General features: G+C 72.7%; 11 protein-coding genes. 5 read left to right on the top strand and 6 right to left on the bottom strand.

The features are described from left to right. Positions 1–39: 39 nt before the first annotated feature. Genes rsgA through RE027_RS01505 form a run of 3 tightly spaced genes read right to left on the bottom strand, consistent with a single transcriptional unit; the run spans position 40 to position 3,072 of the window. Positions 40–1,149: a ribosome small subunit-dependent GTPase A gene (gene rsgA / locus RE027_RS01515; protein ID WP_368806464.1), complete on the bottom strand. Its 1,110-nt coding sequence runs from the start codon at positions 1,147–1,149 to the stop codon at positions 40–42. Further along, entirely contained in the window at positions 1,139–2,494 is a 1,356-nt protein-coding gene (aroA, locus tag RE027_RS01510) for a 3-phosphoshikimate 1-carboxyvinyltransferase (protein WP_368806463.1), read from the bottom strand. Before aroA ends, rsgA begins: the two co-directional genes overlap by 11 nt. A 38-nt stretch (positions 2,495–2,532) precedes the next feature. Continuing rightward, positions 2,533–3,072: a DoxX family membrane protein gene (locus RE027_RS01505; protein ID WP_368806462.1), complete on the bottom strand. Its 540-nt coding sequence runs from the start codon at positions 3,070–3,072 to the stop codon at positions 2,533–2,535. Positions 3,073–3,395: 323 nt separating this feature from the next. On the opposite strand from RE027_RS01505, the gene RE027_RS01500 reads away from it, so the two are divergent. Further along, entirely contained in the window at positions 3,396–4,064 is a 669-nt protein-coding gene (locus tag RE027_RS01500) for a sigma-70 family RNA polymerase sigma factor (protein ID WP_368806461.1), read from the top strand. 2 nt (positions 4,065–4,066) lie between these two features. Then, the gene (gene rsrA / locus RE027_RS01495) at positions 4,067–4,333 is read left to right on the top strand and encodes a mycothiol system anti-sigma-R factor (RefSeq protein ID WP_368806460.1); all 267 of its coding nucleotides are present in this window, start codon (positions 4,067–4,069) and stop codon (positions 4,331–4,333) included. Positions 4,334–4,431: 98 nt separating this feature from the next. Here rsrA and RE027_RS18275 read toward each other — a convergent pair whose 3' ends face one another. The 3 genes from RE027_RS18275 to RE027_RS01485 all read right to left on the bottom strand — a co-directional run bounded on the left by RE027_RS18275 (position 4,432) and on the right by RE027_RS01485 (position 9,245). Further along, the gene (locus tag RE027_RS18275) at positions 4,432–4,506 is read right to left on the bottom strand and encodes a 50S ribosomal protein bL37 (protein ID WP_095343185.1); all 75 of its coding nucleotides are present in this window, start codon (positions 4,504–4,506) and stop codon (positions 4,432–4,434) included. Positions 4,507–4,642: 136 nt separating this feature from the next. Then, positions 4,643–5,242: a GDSL-type esterase/lipase family protein gene (locus tag RE027_RS01490; protein WP_368806459.1), complete on the bottom strand. Its 600-nt coding sequence runs from the start codon at positions 5,240–5,242 to the stop codon at positions 4,643–4,645. 133 nt (positions 5,243–5,375) lie between these two features. Next, on the bottom strand, positions 5,376–9,245 hold the full coding sequence (locus RE027_RS01485) for a multifunctional oxoglutarate decarboxylase/oxoglutarate dehydrogenase thiamine pyrophosphate-binding subunit/dihydrolipoyllysine-residue succinyltransferase subunit (protein ID WP_368806458.1): 3,870 nt from the start codon (positions 9,243–9,245) through the stop codon (positions 5,376–5,378). A 273-nt stretch (positions 9,246–9,518) separates the two neighbouring features. Between RE027_RS01485 and guaB1 the strand changes: the two genes are divergently transcribed. The 3 genes from guaB1 to RE027_RS01470 all read left to right on the top strand — a co-directional run bounded on the left by guaB1 (position 9,519) and on the right by RE027_RS01470 (position 13,580). Beyond that, complete coding sequence (guaB1, locus tag RE027_RS01480) at positions 9,519–10,976, top strand: GMP reductase (protein ID WP_368806457.1); 1,458 nt, start codon at positions 9,519–9,521, stop codon at positions 10,974–10,976. Positions 10,977–11,154: 178 nt separating this feature from the next. After that, the gene (locus tag RE027_RS01475; protein WP_368806456.1) at positions 11,155–12,501 is read left to right on the top strand and encodes a hemolysin family protein; all 1,347 of its coding nucleotides are present in this window, start codon (positions 11,155–11,157) and stop codon (positions 12,499–12,501) included. Further along, complete coding sequence (locus RE027_RS01470; protein WP_368806455.1) at positions 12,498–13,580, top strand: hemolysin family protein; 1,083 nt, start codon at positions 12,498–12,500, stop codon at positions 13,578–13,580. Before RE027_RS01475 ends, RE027_RS01470 begins: the two co-directional genes overlap by 4 nt. The last annotated feature ends 119 nt before the right edge of the window (positions 13,581–13,699 follow it).

The raw sequence follows: 13,699 nt of genomic DNA, 5'->3' as shown, positions 1-13,699 counted from the left end.
CGGCCGGACCTGGGCCGACGGCGCGGGCGGACGCCGGGCTCACTGGACCCCGAGCTCCTTGTCCTCCCGGGCCTCGCCGGGGCGCTCCCCGGCGCCGAGCAGCCGGCGCAGCGACGCCAGCCGGGACGCGCCCGCCTCCCCGCCCCGCCCCTGCGCCACCCAGTCGTCCAGCGCGCAGCCGGGGGAGTCCGCCGTGTGGCGGCAGCCCTTGGGGCACTCCGCGATCGCCTCGGCGAGCTCGTCGAAGGACTCCACGATCCGGTCGTGGTCCACGTGGGCGAGACCGAAGGAGCGGATGCCGGGGGTGTCGATGATCCAGGACCCGGAGGAGGCGTCCTCGATCTTCAGCGCCAGGGCCGACGACGACGTGTGCCGGCCCCGTCCCGTCACCGCGTTCACCCCGCCGGTGGCCCGGTGCGCGCCGGTGAGGGCGTTGACGAGGGTGGACTTGCCGACCCCCGAGTGGCCGAGCAGCACCGAGACGTGCCCGTCCAGCCGTTCGCGCAGGGCCTCGACGAGCGCGCCGTCCAGGGGCAGCGTGGTCCCGTCGTCCTCGGCCGGGACGTCGCGGGCCGGGCCGGAGACGAGCACGGGCAGCTCGAGGGCGGTGTAGTGGGAGATCAGCTCCGCGGGGTCGCGCAGGTCGGTCTTGGTGATGCACAGGACCGGCTCGATCCCGGCGTCGTAGGCCGCCACGAGGGAGCGGTCGATGAAGCCGGTGCGCGGCTCCGGATTCGCGGCGGCGACCACGATCACGAGCTGGTCGGCGTTGGCGACCACCACGCGCTCGACCGGGTCGGTGTCGTCCGCGCTGCGCCGCAGCACCGTGGCGCGCTCCTCGATCCGCACGAGGCGAGCCAGGGTGTCCGGGGCGCCGGTGACGTCCCCGACGAGACCCACGAGGTCCCCGGCGACCACGGGCCGGCGGCGCAGCTCCTTGGCGCGCACCGCCACGACCAGCCGTTCCTGGGGAGTGTCCTCGTCGATTATCGCAGTGTAGCGGCCCCGGTCCACCGTGACGATGCGGCCGGTGACCGCGTCCTCGTGCGCGGGCCGCTCCTTCGTGCGGGGCCGGGAGCCGGACTTGCTGGGGCGGACCCGGACGTCCGACTCGTCCCAGTCGCGCCGGGCGGAGTCCCTACGCGCCACGGCCCGTCCCCAGGAGCTCGGACCACAGCTGCGGGAACTCGGGCAGGGTCTTGGCGGTCGTCCCGATGTTCTCCACGCGGACGCCGGGGACCACGAGGCCGATGACGGCGCCGGCGGTGGCCATGCGGTGGTCCTCGTAGCTGTGGAACGTGCCCCCGTGCAGGGGGGCCGGGCGGATCACGAGGCCGTCCGGCGTCTCCTCGGCGTCCCCGCCGAGCCGGTTGATCTCGGCCACGAGCGCCGCGAGCCGGTCCGTCTCGTGGCCGCGCAGGTGGGCGATGCCGCGCAGCCGGGACGGTGTGCTCGCCACGGCGCACACGGCGGCGACGGTGGGGGCCAGCTCCCCGGCCTCGGAGAGGTCCAGGTCCACGCCCGTGACCACCCGGGGGCCGGTGACGGAGAAGGTCCCGTCCGCGAGCCGCACCTCTGCCCCGAAGGCGGGCAGGATGTGCTTCCAGTGGTCCCCGCCCTGGGTGGTGCGTCCCGGCCAGCGCGGCACGGACACCCGCCCGCCGGTGACGACGGCGGCCGCCAGGAAGGGGCCGGCGTTGGAGAGGTCCTGCTCGATGCCCACGTCGAAGGCCCGCACGGGGCCGGGGGCCACCCGCCACCGGTCCGGCACCGAGTCGTCGACCGCGACCCCGAGTCCGCGCAGCACCTCCACGGTCATCTCGACGTGCGGCATGGAGGGCACGCCGCGGCCGTCCGCGCCGCGGTGGCGCAGCAGCAGGCCCTCGTCGAAACGGGCCCCGGCGAGCAGCAGGGCGGAGACGAACTGGCTCGAGCCCGTGGCGTCGATCTCCAGCTCCCCGCCGCGCACGCCGCCCGTGCCGTGCACGGTGAAGGGCAGCCGTCCCCGGCCGTCGTCCTCGACGCGCAGCCCCAGTCCCCGCAGGGCCTCGACCACCGGGCCCATCGGGCGGACCCGCGCCCCCGGGTCGCCGTCGAAGGTGACCGGGCGGCGGCCGAGGGCCGCGACGGGCGGGACGAAGCGCATCACGGTCCCGGCGAGCCCGCAGTCGACGGTCACCGGCTCCGTGGACTCCCACGCGGCGGGCCGCACGAGCAGGTCGGGGCCGAAGTCGCCGTCCCCGGCCGCCTCCTCGACGTCGGCCCCCAGCGCGCGCAGGGCCTCGACCATGAGCCGGGAGTCGCGCGAGTGCAGGGGGGAGCGCAGCCGGCACGGGCCGTCCGCGAGGGCGGCCAGGAGCAGGTACCGGTTGGTGAGGGACTTGGACCCCGGCACCGTCAGCTCGGCGACGACGGGGCTCCCGTCCACGAACGGAGCCGGCCACAGCTCGTGCTGCCGGGCCGGCTCCGGCGCGTCGGGACGGGGTGCGGGCACGGGGGCCTCCGACGGGTTCACGACGGCGGGACCGCGGCTCAGCTGCGCTTGCTGGAGTGCTGGATCGCCTTCTCGGCCTTGGCGACCTGCTTCTGGGTGTCCTTGCCGAGCTTGGAGGCGCCCTTGCGGACGTCACCGGCGAGGTGCTCGGCGCGCCACAGCAGGGAGGGGTTGCCCTCGGTGTCCACGGCGGCGAGCATGACGGCGCCGACCAGGGAGGCGTTCTTGAACGCGGTGGTGCGGCGGTCGGCCTTCTGCTCGGCGGTGTCCGCCTCGGCGGCGCGGTAGTCGGCGTAGGCGTTGAGCGCGCTGGTGGTCAGCAGCACCCCGGCCGAGAGGCGGGGCAGCCGGCCGAGGCCGAAGAGCACGGCGGCGCCGACCTGGGCGGCGGCGAGCCCCTGGGCGACCACCGCGGGGTTCTGCAGCGCGGGGGCGGCCTGCGGGAAGGCCTTGGCCGCCGCGGACGCGGCGGGGGCGAGGTGCTGCGCGGCGCGGGACGAGTTGCGGAAGCTCTCGACCCCGTTGGCGACGTAACCGGTGGCCAGCAGCGGGCGGGCGATGCGACGGACGATGCTCATGGATTCCTCCTCGGCGGCAGGCGTGACCGCGGGGCTGTGTCGGACGGTGACTGGTGCGGCGGACGGCGCCGCTCGTCCCATCCTAGCCACGGGGACGGGGCCGCGGTCGAGGAGGGACGCGCCGCGGCGGGGAATAGGTGCGCCGGTGTCCTTCGTTGTGCAGGAGGACGGCGACCGGCCCCCACGGGGCGGTCCCGCCGACGGCCGACCGGTCGTCGGCGAGCACACCGGCGCACCCGGGGAGAGGAGCAGCCATCAGCACCGCCACCAGCACCCTCGTCCCGGCCGCGGCCGCCCGGCGGGGGACCGTAGACTGGGCCGTGATGAACGAGCAGAACCAGCAGGGGTCCCTCCCCTCGCGCACCGAGCCGCCCGTCGACGTCGACACCGAGACCCCCGAGGCCCGGAAGGCGCGCTTCGAGCAGGACGCCATGGAGTACGTGGACCAGCTCTACGCCGCCGCCCTGCGCATGGCCCGCAATCCCGCCGACGCGGAGGACCTCGTCCAGGAGGCCTACACCAAGGCGTTCTCGGCGTTCCACCAGTACCGCCCGGGCACCAACCTCAAGGCGTGGCTGTACCGGATCCTCACGAACACGTACATCAACCTCTACCGCAAGCGCCAGCGCGAGCCGCAGCAGGCGAACACCGACACCGTGGAGGACTGGCAGCTGCACCGCGCCGAGTCCCACACGTCCTCGGGCCTGCGCTCGGCGGAGGTGGAGGCGCTCGACCACCTGCCGGACAGCGACGTCAAGCGCGCTCTCCAGGAGCTGCCCGAGGAGTTCCGCCTGGCGGTGTACTTCTCCGACGTGGAGGGCTTCGCCTACAAGGAGATCTCCGAGATCATGGACACGCCGATCGGGACGGTGATGTCCCGCCTGCACCGCGGGCGCAAGCTGCTGCGCGAGAAGCTGGCCGACTACGCCGCCGAGCGGGGCTTCGACACGTCCAAGGTGACCGGCGACAAGAAGAAGGAAAAGGACAAGTAGACATGGCCGACTGCGAGAGCCTCGGAGGCTGCACGGACGAGAGGATCCGCCGGATCTACGAGTACCTCGACGGGGTGCTCCCCGTACAGGACCTCGACGAGATCCACGGCCACCTCCTCGAGTGCCGGGAGTGCGCCCGCGAGTACGACCTGGAGTGCGTGATCCGCTCCGTGGTCCGCCGCTCCTGCGCGGAGACCGCCCCCGCCGACCTGCGGATCTCGATCCTCGCCCGCCTGCACGCCCAGCGCCAGGAGCCCCCGGCCGCCTGAGCGCGACGCCCGGGAGCTCCGGGCACACGGAAGGGCCCCGGACCGCACTGCGGTCCGGGGCCCTTCCGTCACGGCGTTGCCGGGTCCGTGGAAGGACCTCAGGCGTTGGGGCGCTTGCCGTGGTTGGCGCCGCCCTTGCGGCGGTCCTTGCGCTTGCGTCCGCGCTTGCTCATGCGAGCCTCCTGTCTGTCCGCGGTCGTCCGCGGCGGATCGTGGGTGTCGGCGTCCGTTCCCGCGTCGTCGGGTGATGTCAGCGGCGGCCGGACGAGGCACTGCCTGCCATTGTCTCACACGCGCAGCGGCACGGGCTCACTGGGGCTCGGGCAGGTCCAGCCAGTTGTACCAGCCGCGGTGCAGCACGAGCCACGCCATCAGCCCGTAGCCGGCCTGGCCCGGGTGACCGTGGTTCGCGGCCAGGTCCTTGCGCCACTGCTCGTGGTGCTGCAACGGGTTGAAGGTGTCCACGTAGACGTGGTTGCGCCGGGTCGTGACGTCCGCGTAGGCGGCGGAGAGGTCCGCGATGCGCCGGTTCCGCTCGGCGTCCAGCGTGGGCGGGGGCCCGACGACGAGCACCCGCACGTTGTGCTGGGACGCGGTGTCGATGACGTTGGCCATGTTCAGCCGGGAGCGGGCGCTCGTGATGGACAGGTCGATGTCCAGCGTGGAGGGCGCGATGACCAGCCGGTTGTCGTGGCCGGGCGAGAAGCGGCGGGCCGCCTCCTCGAACCAGCGCTCGTTGAGCGACTCGCTGCCCTCGCCGGGTGAGGCCAGGTTGTAGGCCGCCACGGGGGCCACATGGTGCGGGGTGCGGGCCATGACCCGACCGAACCAGCCGAGGGCCCGCGGGTCGCCCTCGCCGGCCAGCAGCTCGTCACCGACTGCGACAATTCTGATCCTTCGTTGCTCCACGTCGTACTTTCTGGTCGGGGGTGAGGATGCTCTGGGGGGAACGAGCGGCGCCGGCCCGTGGGCACGGGCCGGCGCCGCTCGCCGGGGACGTGCGGGACGGCGGGGGCGCGGGCCCCCGCCGTCCCGCACGGGCTCAGTCCTGCTCGAAGGCGGTCTGCACCAGGGTCTCGAGCTCGGCGGCGTGGCGCTTGGCCGAGCCGTTGGCCGGGGACGCCGAGGCCGGGCGGGACGCCAGGCGCACCTTGCGGTCGAGCTGCGGGACCAGGTTGACGGCCATGAACGGCCAGGCCCCCTGGTTGGCGGGCTCGTCCTGGGCCCAGGTGAGACGTGCCTCCGGGTACTTGCCGAGCTCCTCCCGGATCTCCGCGAGCGGCAGCGGGTAGAGCTGCTCGACGCGGACGATCGCGGTGCTCCGGTCCTTGCGCTCGTCGCGCGCCGACACGAGGTCGTAGTAGAGCCGGCCCGAGACCAGGACGACGTCGGTGACCTCGGAGGCGTTGAGCCCGCCCTGGTCGCCGATCACCGGGCGGAACGTGCCGGACGTGAACTCCTCGATCGGGGAGGCCGCCGCCTTGAGCCGCAGCAGCTGCTTCGGCGTGGCCACGATCAGCGGCTTGCGGGGGCGGCTGTAGGCCTGCCGGCGCAGCAGGTGGAAGTGGCTGGCCGGGGTCGACGGGTTGGCCACGACCATGTTCTTCTCGGCGCACAGCTGGAGGAACCGCTCGATCCGGGCCGAGGAGTGGTCCGGGCCCTGTCCCTCGAAGCCGTGGGGGAGCAGCAGGACCAGCGAGGAGCGCTGTCCCCACTTCTGCTCCGCCGAGGAGATGAACTCGTCCACGACGATCTGGGCGCCGTTGATGAAGTCGCCGAACTGGGCCTCCCAGACGGTCAGGGCGTCGGGCCGCTCCACGGAGTAGCCGTACTCGAAGCCCAGCACGCCGTACTCGGACAGCAGCGAGTTGTAGATCGCCAGCTGGGCCTGGTCGCCGGAGAGGTGGTTGAGCGGGGTCCACTCCGCGCCGGTGCCGGCGTCGAAGAAGACCGCGTGGCGCTGGGTGAAGGTCCCGCGCCGCACGTCCTGACCGGACATGCGGACCGGGATGCCCTCCATCATGAGGGACCCGAAGGCCATCAGCTCGCCCATGCCCCAGTCCACGCCGCCCTCGCGGGTCATCGCGTCGCGGCGCTCGAGCAGCTTCTGCAGCTTCTTGTGCACGGTGAAGTCCTCGGGGACCTCCACGTGCACCGCGCCGATCCGCTCGGCGGCCTCGGTGGAGATCGCCGTGCTCCGCGGGACCGAGACCCCGGAGTCCGCCTGCTGGGCGGAGGGGCGCTCGATGTTCGAGATCGCCGCGGAGTCGCCGGTGACCAGGGGGATGGAGGAGGTCTGCGCCTCGTGGGACTCTGCGAAGACCCGCTCCAGGCGCTCCTGGTAGTCCTTCAGCGCCCGGTCCGCCTCCTCCTGGGTGATGTCGCCGCGGCCCACGAGGTTCTCGGTGTAGATCTTGCGGGTGGAGCGCTTCTCCTCGATGAGGTTGTACATCAGCGGCTGGGTCATCGAGGGGTCGTCGCCCTCGTTGTGGCCGCGGCGCCGGTAGCAGACCAGGTCGATGATGACGTCCTTGTGGAAGGCCTGGCGGTAGGCGAACGCCATCTGCCCCACGTGCGTGACGGCCTCGGGGTCGTCGGCGTTGACGTGGAAGATCGGCGCCTGCAGACCCTTGGCGATGTCCGTCGCGTAGGTCGTGGAGCGCGCCGCGGCCGGGGAGGTGGTGAAGCCCACCTGGTTGTTCACGACGACGTGGATGGTGCCGCCCACGGTGTAGCCGGGCAGCAGGGCCATCTGCAGGACCTCGGCCACCACGCCCTGGCCCGCGAAGGCCGCGTCGCCGTGCACCTGGATCGGCAGCACCGGGAACGTGCCGTCGCCCTCGGGCCCGGCGCCCAGGACATCGGTCTTGGCCCGGGCGATGCCCTCGATCACCGGGTCGGCCGCCTCGAGGTGGGACGGGTTCGCGGCCAGGTAGACCTGGGTCTCGTTGCCGTTGTCGGAGGTGAAGGAGCCCTCCGTGCCGAGGTGGTACTTCACGTCGCCGGAGCCCTCGGTGGTGCGCGGGTCCTGGCTGCCCTCGAACTCCCGGAAGACCTGGGCGTAGGACTTGCCGGCGATGTTGGTGAGCACGTTGAGCCGGCCGCGGTGGGCCATGGCGATGCCGACGCCGGCGAGCCCGGCGTCGGCGGCGTCGGAGATGACCTGGTCCAGCAGCGGGATCAGGGACTCGCCGCCCTCGAGGGAGAAGCGCTTCTGGCCCACGTACTTGGTCTGCAGGAACGTCTCGAAGGCCTCGGCGGCGTTGAGCCGGCCGAGGATGCGGAACTGCTCCTCACGGCTGGGCTTCTGGTAGCCGTGCTCGAGCTGTTCCTGGAACCACTCCCGCTCCTCCGGCTCCTGCAGGTGCATGTACTCCACGCCGAGGGTGCGGCAGTAGGCGTCGCGCAGCCGGCCCAGGATGGTGCGCAGGCTCAGGACGTCCGCGCCGCCGAAGCCCCCGGTGGGCCACTCGCGCTCGAGGTCCCACAGCGACAGCCCGTACGTGCGGATGTCCAGGTCGGGGTGCTTGCGCATCACGTACTCGAGCGGGTTGGTGTCCGCCATGAGGTGCCCGCGGACGCGGTACGCGTGGATGAGCTGCTGGATCCGGGCGACCTTGTTGACCTGGATCTCGGGGTTGACCTGGTTGTCCACGGCCCAGCGCACGGGCTCGTAGGGGATCCGCAGGGCCTCGAAGATCTCGTCGTAGAAGTTCTCCCCGCCCAGCAGGTAGCTCTCGATCAGGCGCAGGAACTCGCCGGAGCCCGCGCCCTGGATCACGCGGTGGTCGTAGGTCGAGGTCAGCGTGATGATCTTCGAGACCGCGTGCCGGGCGATGGTCTTCGGGGAGGAGCCCCGGTACTCGGCGGGGTGGTCCAGGGCGCCCACGCCGACGATGCAGGCCTGTCCCTTGGACAGCCGGGGCACGGAGTGCACGGTGCCGATGCCGCCGGGGTTGGTCAGGGACACGGTGGTGCCCTTGTAGTCCTCCATGGTGAGCTCGTTCTTGCGCCCCCGGCGCACGATGTCCTCGTAGGAGTTCCAGAACTGCAGGAAGGACATCGCCTCCGCGCCCTTGATGTTCGGCACCACGAGGTTGCGGGAGCCGTCCTTGTTCGGGATGTCGATGGCGATGCCGAAGTTCACGTGCGCGGGGTGCACGGCCACCGGCTTGCCGTCCTCCTCGTCGTAGACGACGTTCTGGGACGGGTAGTTGGCCAGCGCCTTCACCACGGCGTAGCCGATCAGGTGCGTGAAGGAGACCTTGCCGCCGCGGTTGCGGGCGAGGTGGCTGTTGATCACGATCCGGTTGTCGATCAGCAGCTTCGCGGGGACCGCGCGCACCGTCGTGGCGGTCGGCACCGTGAGCGAGGCGTCCATGTTGGCGGCCACGGCCTTGGCGGGTCCGCGGAGCTTGACGACCTTGTCCTCCGCGGGGGCCTCCTGGCTGGGCGCGCTGGCGCGGGCCCGGGCGGGCTGCGCCGGGATGGGCTTGCGCGCCTCGGTCTCGCCCTGGCCGCCCTCGGGGCGGCCCTCGGCCTTGGCGCCGGACTTCGTGGCGGGCGGGGCCGCGGCGGGCTTCGTCGTCGAAGCGGAGGGTGCCGGGGCGTCGCTCTTCGGGGGGGCGCTCTTCTGGCCGGCGGGCGGCTGGGGGGCGGCCGCGGCCTTGGGCTGCGCGGGGGCGGGGCGGGGGGCAGGAGCCTTCGGGGCCGCGCTCGGCGCGGCCGGGGCCTCGGCGGCGCCCGACTGCTCCGTCGCGCCGCCGTTGTCAGCGTTCATCGCCTCGAAGATGGGCCACCACTTCTCGTCCACGGAGTTCTTGTCCGACCGGTACTTCTCGAACAGTTCGTCGACGAGCCACTCGTTACCTGCGAATTCTTCAGGGATGGGGTGCTGTGGCTGATGTGGCACGGGGAATACGCCTCTTCCATAGGTTGATCGCGCGGGGACCGTTCAGACCGGTCTCCGCGATGTCGGTCCCAGCAGCATCCGGTCCCGCCGCCGGTGTTCGTCGCCGGCCGTCTCCCGCGACAGCCGCCGGCGTCCTCCTCCGGACCTGCCGGACGGTCGTGAACCGGGCGCGGCCGTACCTCCGGCGAGTCTAGTGATCTGCGCGGTGGCATGGCTAGTCCGCGTCCCCCGCACGAGGGTGCGTGTCGCGGGTCCCCGGCTAGACTGGTGGGCGTGCGATTCCTCAACCCCCCCACGTCGGACCTGACCTACAGCGACGTCTTCCTCGTCCCCGCCAGCTCCCGGGTGACCTCCCGGTTCGACGTCGACCTGACGCCGCGCGACGGCACGGGGGCCACGGTCCCCCTGGTCGCGGCGAACATGACGGCGGTCACCGGCCGGCGCATGGTCGAGACGCTGGCCCGGCGCGGCGGCCTGGGCATCCTCCCGCAGGACATCCCGCTCGACGTCATCGCGGAGGTGACGTCCTGGGTCAAGGACCGCTCGCCGCGCTTCGAGACGCCCGTGGTGCTGGGAGCGGAGGACACGGTCCACGACGCCCTCGGCGTCATGCACAAGCGCCCCCACGGCGCCGTCGTGGTGTGCGGTCCGGACCGCTCCTACCGCGGGGTGGTGCTCGCCGCGGACTGCGCCGAGGTGGACCGCTTCACCCAGCTCGGCTCGATCATGCGCACCGACGCCCCGGTGTTCCCGCTCGCGGACGTGCGCGCCGGGTCCGGCGACGAGGTCCTGGCCGCCGCCTACGACCGCCTGACCCAGACCCGGGCGCACGTGGCCCCGGTGCTCGACGGCGAGACGGTCGTGGGCGTGCTGACGCGCAAGGGCGCCGTCCGCTCGACGATCTACACCCCCGCGCTCGACGCCGGCGGCCGGCTGCGGGTGGGCGCCGCGGTGGGCATCAACGGCGACGTCCGCGGCAAGGCCCGGGCGCTGCTGGACGCCGGGGTGGACGTGCTCGTGGTGGACACCGCCCACGGCCACCAGCGCAAGATGATCGAGGCCCTCGAGCAGGTCCGCGCGGCGGCCCCGGACGTGCCGGTCGTGGCGGGCAACGTGGTCACCGCCGACGGCGTGCAGGACCTCGTGGACGCCGGGGCCGACATCGTCAAGGTCGGCGTCGGCCCCGGGGCGATGTGCACCACCCGGATGATGACGGCCGTGGGCCGGCCCCAGTTCTCCGCCGTGCTCGAGTGCGCCGAGGCGGCCGCCGGGCTGGGCCGGCACGTCTGGGCCGACGGCGGGGTGAAGCACCCCCGCGACGTCGCCCTCGCGCTCGCGGCCGGCGCCAGCCAGGTGATGATCGGCTCGTGGTTCGCCGGCACGCACGAGGGCCCCGGCGAGCTGAACGTGGACGCCGACGGCCGGATGTACAAGGAGAGCTTCGGGATGGCCTCGACCCGCGCGGTGCGCGAGCGCACCCGGGCCGAGGGCGCCTTCGCCCGGGCGCGCAAGGGCCTGTTCGAGGAGGGCATCTCCAGCTCCAAGATGTACCTGGACCCCGAGCGCCCGGGCGTGGAGGACCTCGTGGACCAGATCACGGCCGGCGTGCGCAGCTCCATGACCTACGCGGGGGCCACGAGCCTCGAGCAGTTCGCGGCGCGCGCGGTGGTCGGCATCCAGTCCGCTTCCGGCTACGAGGAGGGCAGGGCGCGCCCGGTCAGCTGGTCGTGACCACACGCTGAGGGCCCCCGCTCCGGTACTCTGGAGCTCTCATGGACACGTTCAGTAGTTGCCGGCCCGGCCGCGGCGCCCCCCGCCGCGGCCCCAGCGCCGGCTCACCCACCGACCCCCCACCAGCCTCCGACCGCCCGGCCCCCGGCCGGCGGTCCCCCCGGGGAGGCAGCGCCTGATGGAGTGGTTGCTGCTGGCCACGGGTCTGCTCCTGATCCTGGGCACGGGCTTCTTCGTGGCCGTGGAGTTCTCCCTCGTGGCCCTGGACCAGACCACGGTCCGCCGCGCGGTCGCCCAGGGCGACCGCGCGGCCGAGCCCCTGCTGAAGTGCCTCAAGTCCCTGTCCACGCAGCTCTCGAGCTGCCAGCTGGGCATCACCCTCACGACCCTGCTCACCGGCTACACGCTGGACCTGGCGCTCCAGTCCTTCCTGCGGGAGCCGATCGCCGAGCTCACCGGACTCTCCGTGCCGGCCGCCGGCGGGGCCACCCTGGCCCTGTCCATGCTGATCTCCACGCTGCTGTCGATGCTGCTGGGCGAACTGGTCCCCAAGAACTGGGCCATCGCGGAGGCCTTCCGGGTCGGGCGCCTCGTCGCCCGCCCGCAGCTGGTGTTCACCGCGATGTTCAAGCCCTTCGTGCTCGGGCTCAACGGCGTGGCCAACCGTGTGCTGCACCTGTTCGGCATGGAGGCGAAGGAGGAGCTCTCCGGCGCGCGCTCGCCCGAGGAGCTGTCCTCGATGGTGCGCCGCTCCGCGAAGATGGGCACCCTCGACGCCGGCACCGCCACGTTCGTGGCCAAGACGCTGACGTTCGCCGAGCGCACGGCCGCGGACGTCATGACGCCGCGGATCCGCGTGCAGATGCTCGACTCCCACGACTCCGTGGCCGACGTCGTGGGGCTCGCCTCCCGCACCGGGCACTCCCGCTTCCCCGTGATGGACGACTCCCCGGACGACGTCCGCGGCGTGGTGCACATGAAGAAGGCCGTGGCCGTCCCGGGCGAGCGGCGCCCCGCCCTGGAGTGCGGGGCGATCATGGAGGACGTCCTGCGCGTGCCCGAGACCGTGCACCTGGACTCGTTGCTCGTGCAGCTGCGCTCCGGGGGTCTGCAGATGGCCGTGGTCGTCGACGAGTGGGGCGGCACCGCCGGTGTCGTCACGCTCGAGGACCTCGTGGAGGAGGTCGTCGGGGAGGTCTCCGACGAGCACGACCGGCTCAGCCTCGGGGCCCTGCAGTCCGCCACGGGGGAGTGGTACTTCCCCGGTCTGATGCGCCCCGACGAGGTCTCCGAGCAGATCACCGAGCTCGACATCGAGGACGGGCCCGCCTACGAGACCATGGGCGGGTTCATGATGGACCGGCTGGGGAAGATCCCGGAGCCCGGGGACGCGGTGCCCGTCCAGGGCGGGACGCTCGAGGTCGCCCGGATGGACGTCCGGCGCGTGGACCGCATCCGCTTCGTCCCGTCCGCGGGCGAGGAGCAGGACGCCGGGTCCGCGGTGACCGGGGAGGAGGCACGATGAGCGACTGGGCAGGGCTGGCGTGGCTGGTGGTGCTCCTGGCCGGCAACGCGTTCTTCGTGGGCGGCGAGTTCGCCGTCATGTCCGCGCGGCGCAGCCAGATCGAGCCGCTCGCCGAGGCCGGCAACAAGCGCGCGCGCACCGCGCTGTACGCGATGGAGCACGTCTCGCTCATGCTGGCCTGCTGCCAGCTGGGCATCACGGTGTGCTCGCTGCTGATCCTCAACATCTCCGAGCCCGCGCTGCACCACATCGTCTCCGGTCCGCTGGAGCACCTGGGCGTGCCGGTGGAGGTGGCCGACGTCAGCGGCTTCCTCACGGCGCTGGTGGTGGTGACCTTCCTGCACGTGGTCTTCGGCGAGATGGTGCCGAAGAACATGTCCGTCTCGGCCGCGGACCGGGCGGTGCTGCTGCTCGCGCCGCCGCTCGTGTTCGTCTCCCGGGTGGTCAAGCCGGTCATCGCGTCCCTGAACTGGTCGGCCAACCACCTGCTGAAGCTCATGGGCATCGAGCCGAAGGACGAGGTCTCCTCCACCTTCACCCTCGACGAGCTGCAGTCCATCGTCGCGGAGTCCACGAAGGAGGGCACCGTGGCCGACGACACCGGCCTGCTCTCCGGGGCCCTCGAGTTCTCCTCCAAGCGCACCGCCGACGTCATGGTGCCGCTGCACCAGCTCGTGACCCTCCCGGAGGAGGTGTCCCCGGCGGAGGTCGAGAAGGCCGTGGCCCGCACGGGCTTCTCGCGCTTCGCGCTGACCGAGGGCGACGGCGTGCTCAACGGCTACCTGCACATCAAGGACGTGCTCTCCATCCCGGAGAGCCGCTACAACGAGCCGGTGCCGGTGACCCGCGTCCGCTCGCTGGCGAACCTGCGCCCCGAGATCGAGATCGACGACGCGCTCGCGGCGATGCAGCGCACCGGCTCGCACCTGGCCCGCGTGGTCGACGCGGGCGGGCGGACCCTGGGCGTGCTGTTCCTCGAGGACGTCATCGAGGAGCTCGTGGGGGAGATCCGCGACACCACGCAGGACCGGCGCCAGCGCCGCGGGGACCGGGTGGACTTCTCCGAGCCTCCGCGCTGAGCCACCCCGCCGGCCCGCCGTGACGTCCCCACGGCGGGCCGGCGGCGTTGTCGCCGCCCCGGCGCCTTGGTAGCATGGGTGGGCTAATGAAAACCATTCTCATACCGGGGCAGTGTCCC

This window comes from Kocuria sabuli (genome assembly GCF_040981185.1).
Taxonomy (GTDB): domain Bacteria; phylum Actinomycetota; class Actinomycetes; order Actinomycetales; family Micrococcaceae; genus Kocuria; species Kocuria sabuli.
The sequence above is the reverse complement of the archived record's forward strand: the minus strand, read 5'-3'. Positions and strand labels throughout refer to the sequence as shown.

Coding starts and splice junctions, on each gene's coding strand:
- RE027_RS01505 (WP_368806462.1), bottom strand. CDS start 3,072: ATGAGCATCGTCCGTCGCATCGCCCGCCCGCTGCTGGCCACCGGTTAC.
- RE027_RS01500 (WP_368806461.1), top strand. CDS start 3,396: ATGAACGAGCAGAACCAGCAGGGGTCCCTCCCCTCGCGCACCGAGCCG.
- rsrA (WP_368806460.1), top strand. CDS start 4,067: ATGGCCGACTGCGAGAGCCTCGGAGGCTGCACGGACGAGAGGATCCGC.
- RE027_RS01475 (WP_368806456.1), top strand. CDS start 11,155: ATGGAGTGGTTGCTGCTGGCCACGGGTCTGCTCCTGATCCTGGGCACG.
- RE027_RS01470 (WP_368806455.1), top strand. CDS start 12,498: ATGAGCGACTGGGCAGGGCTGGCGTGGCTGGTGGTGCTCCTGGCCGGC.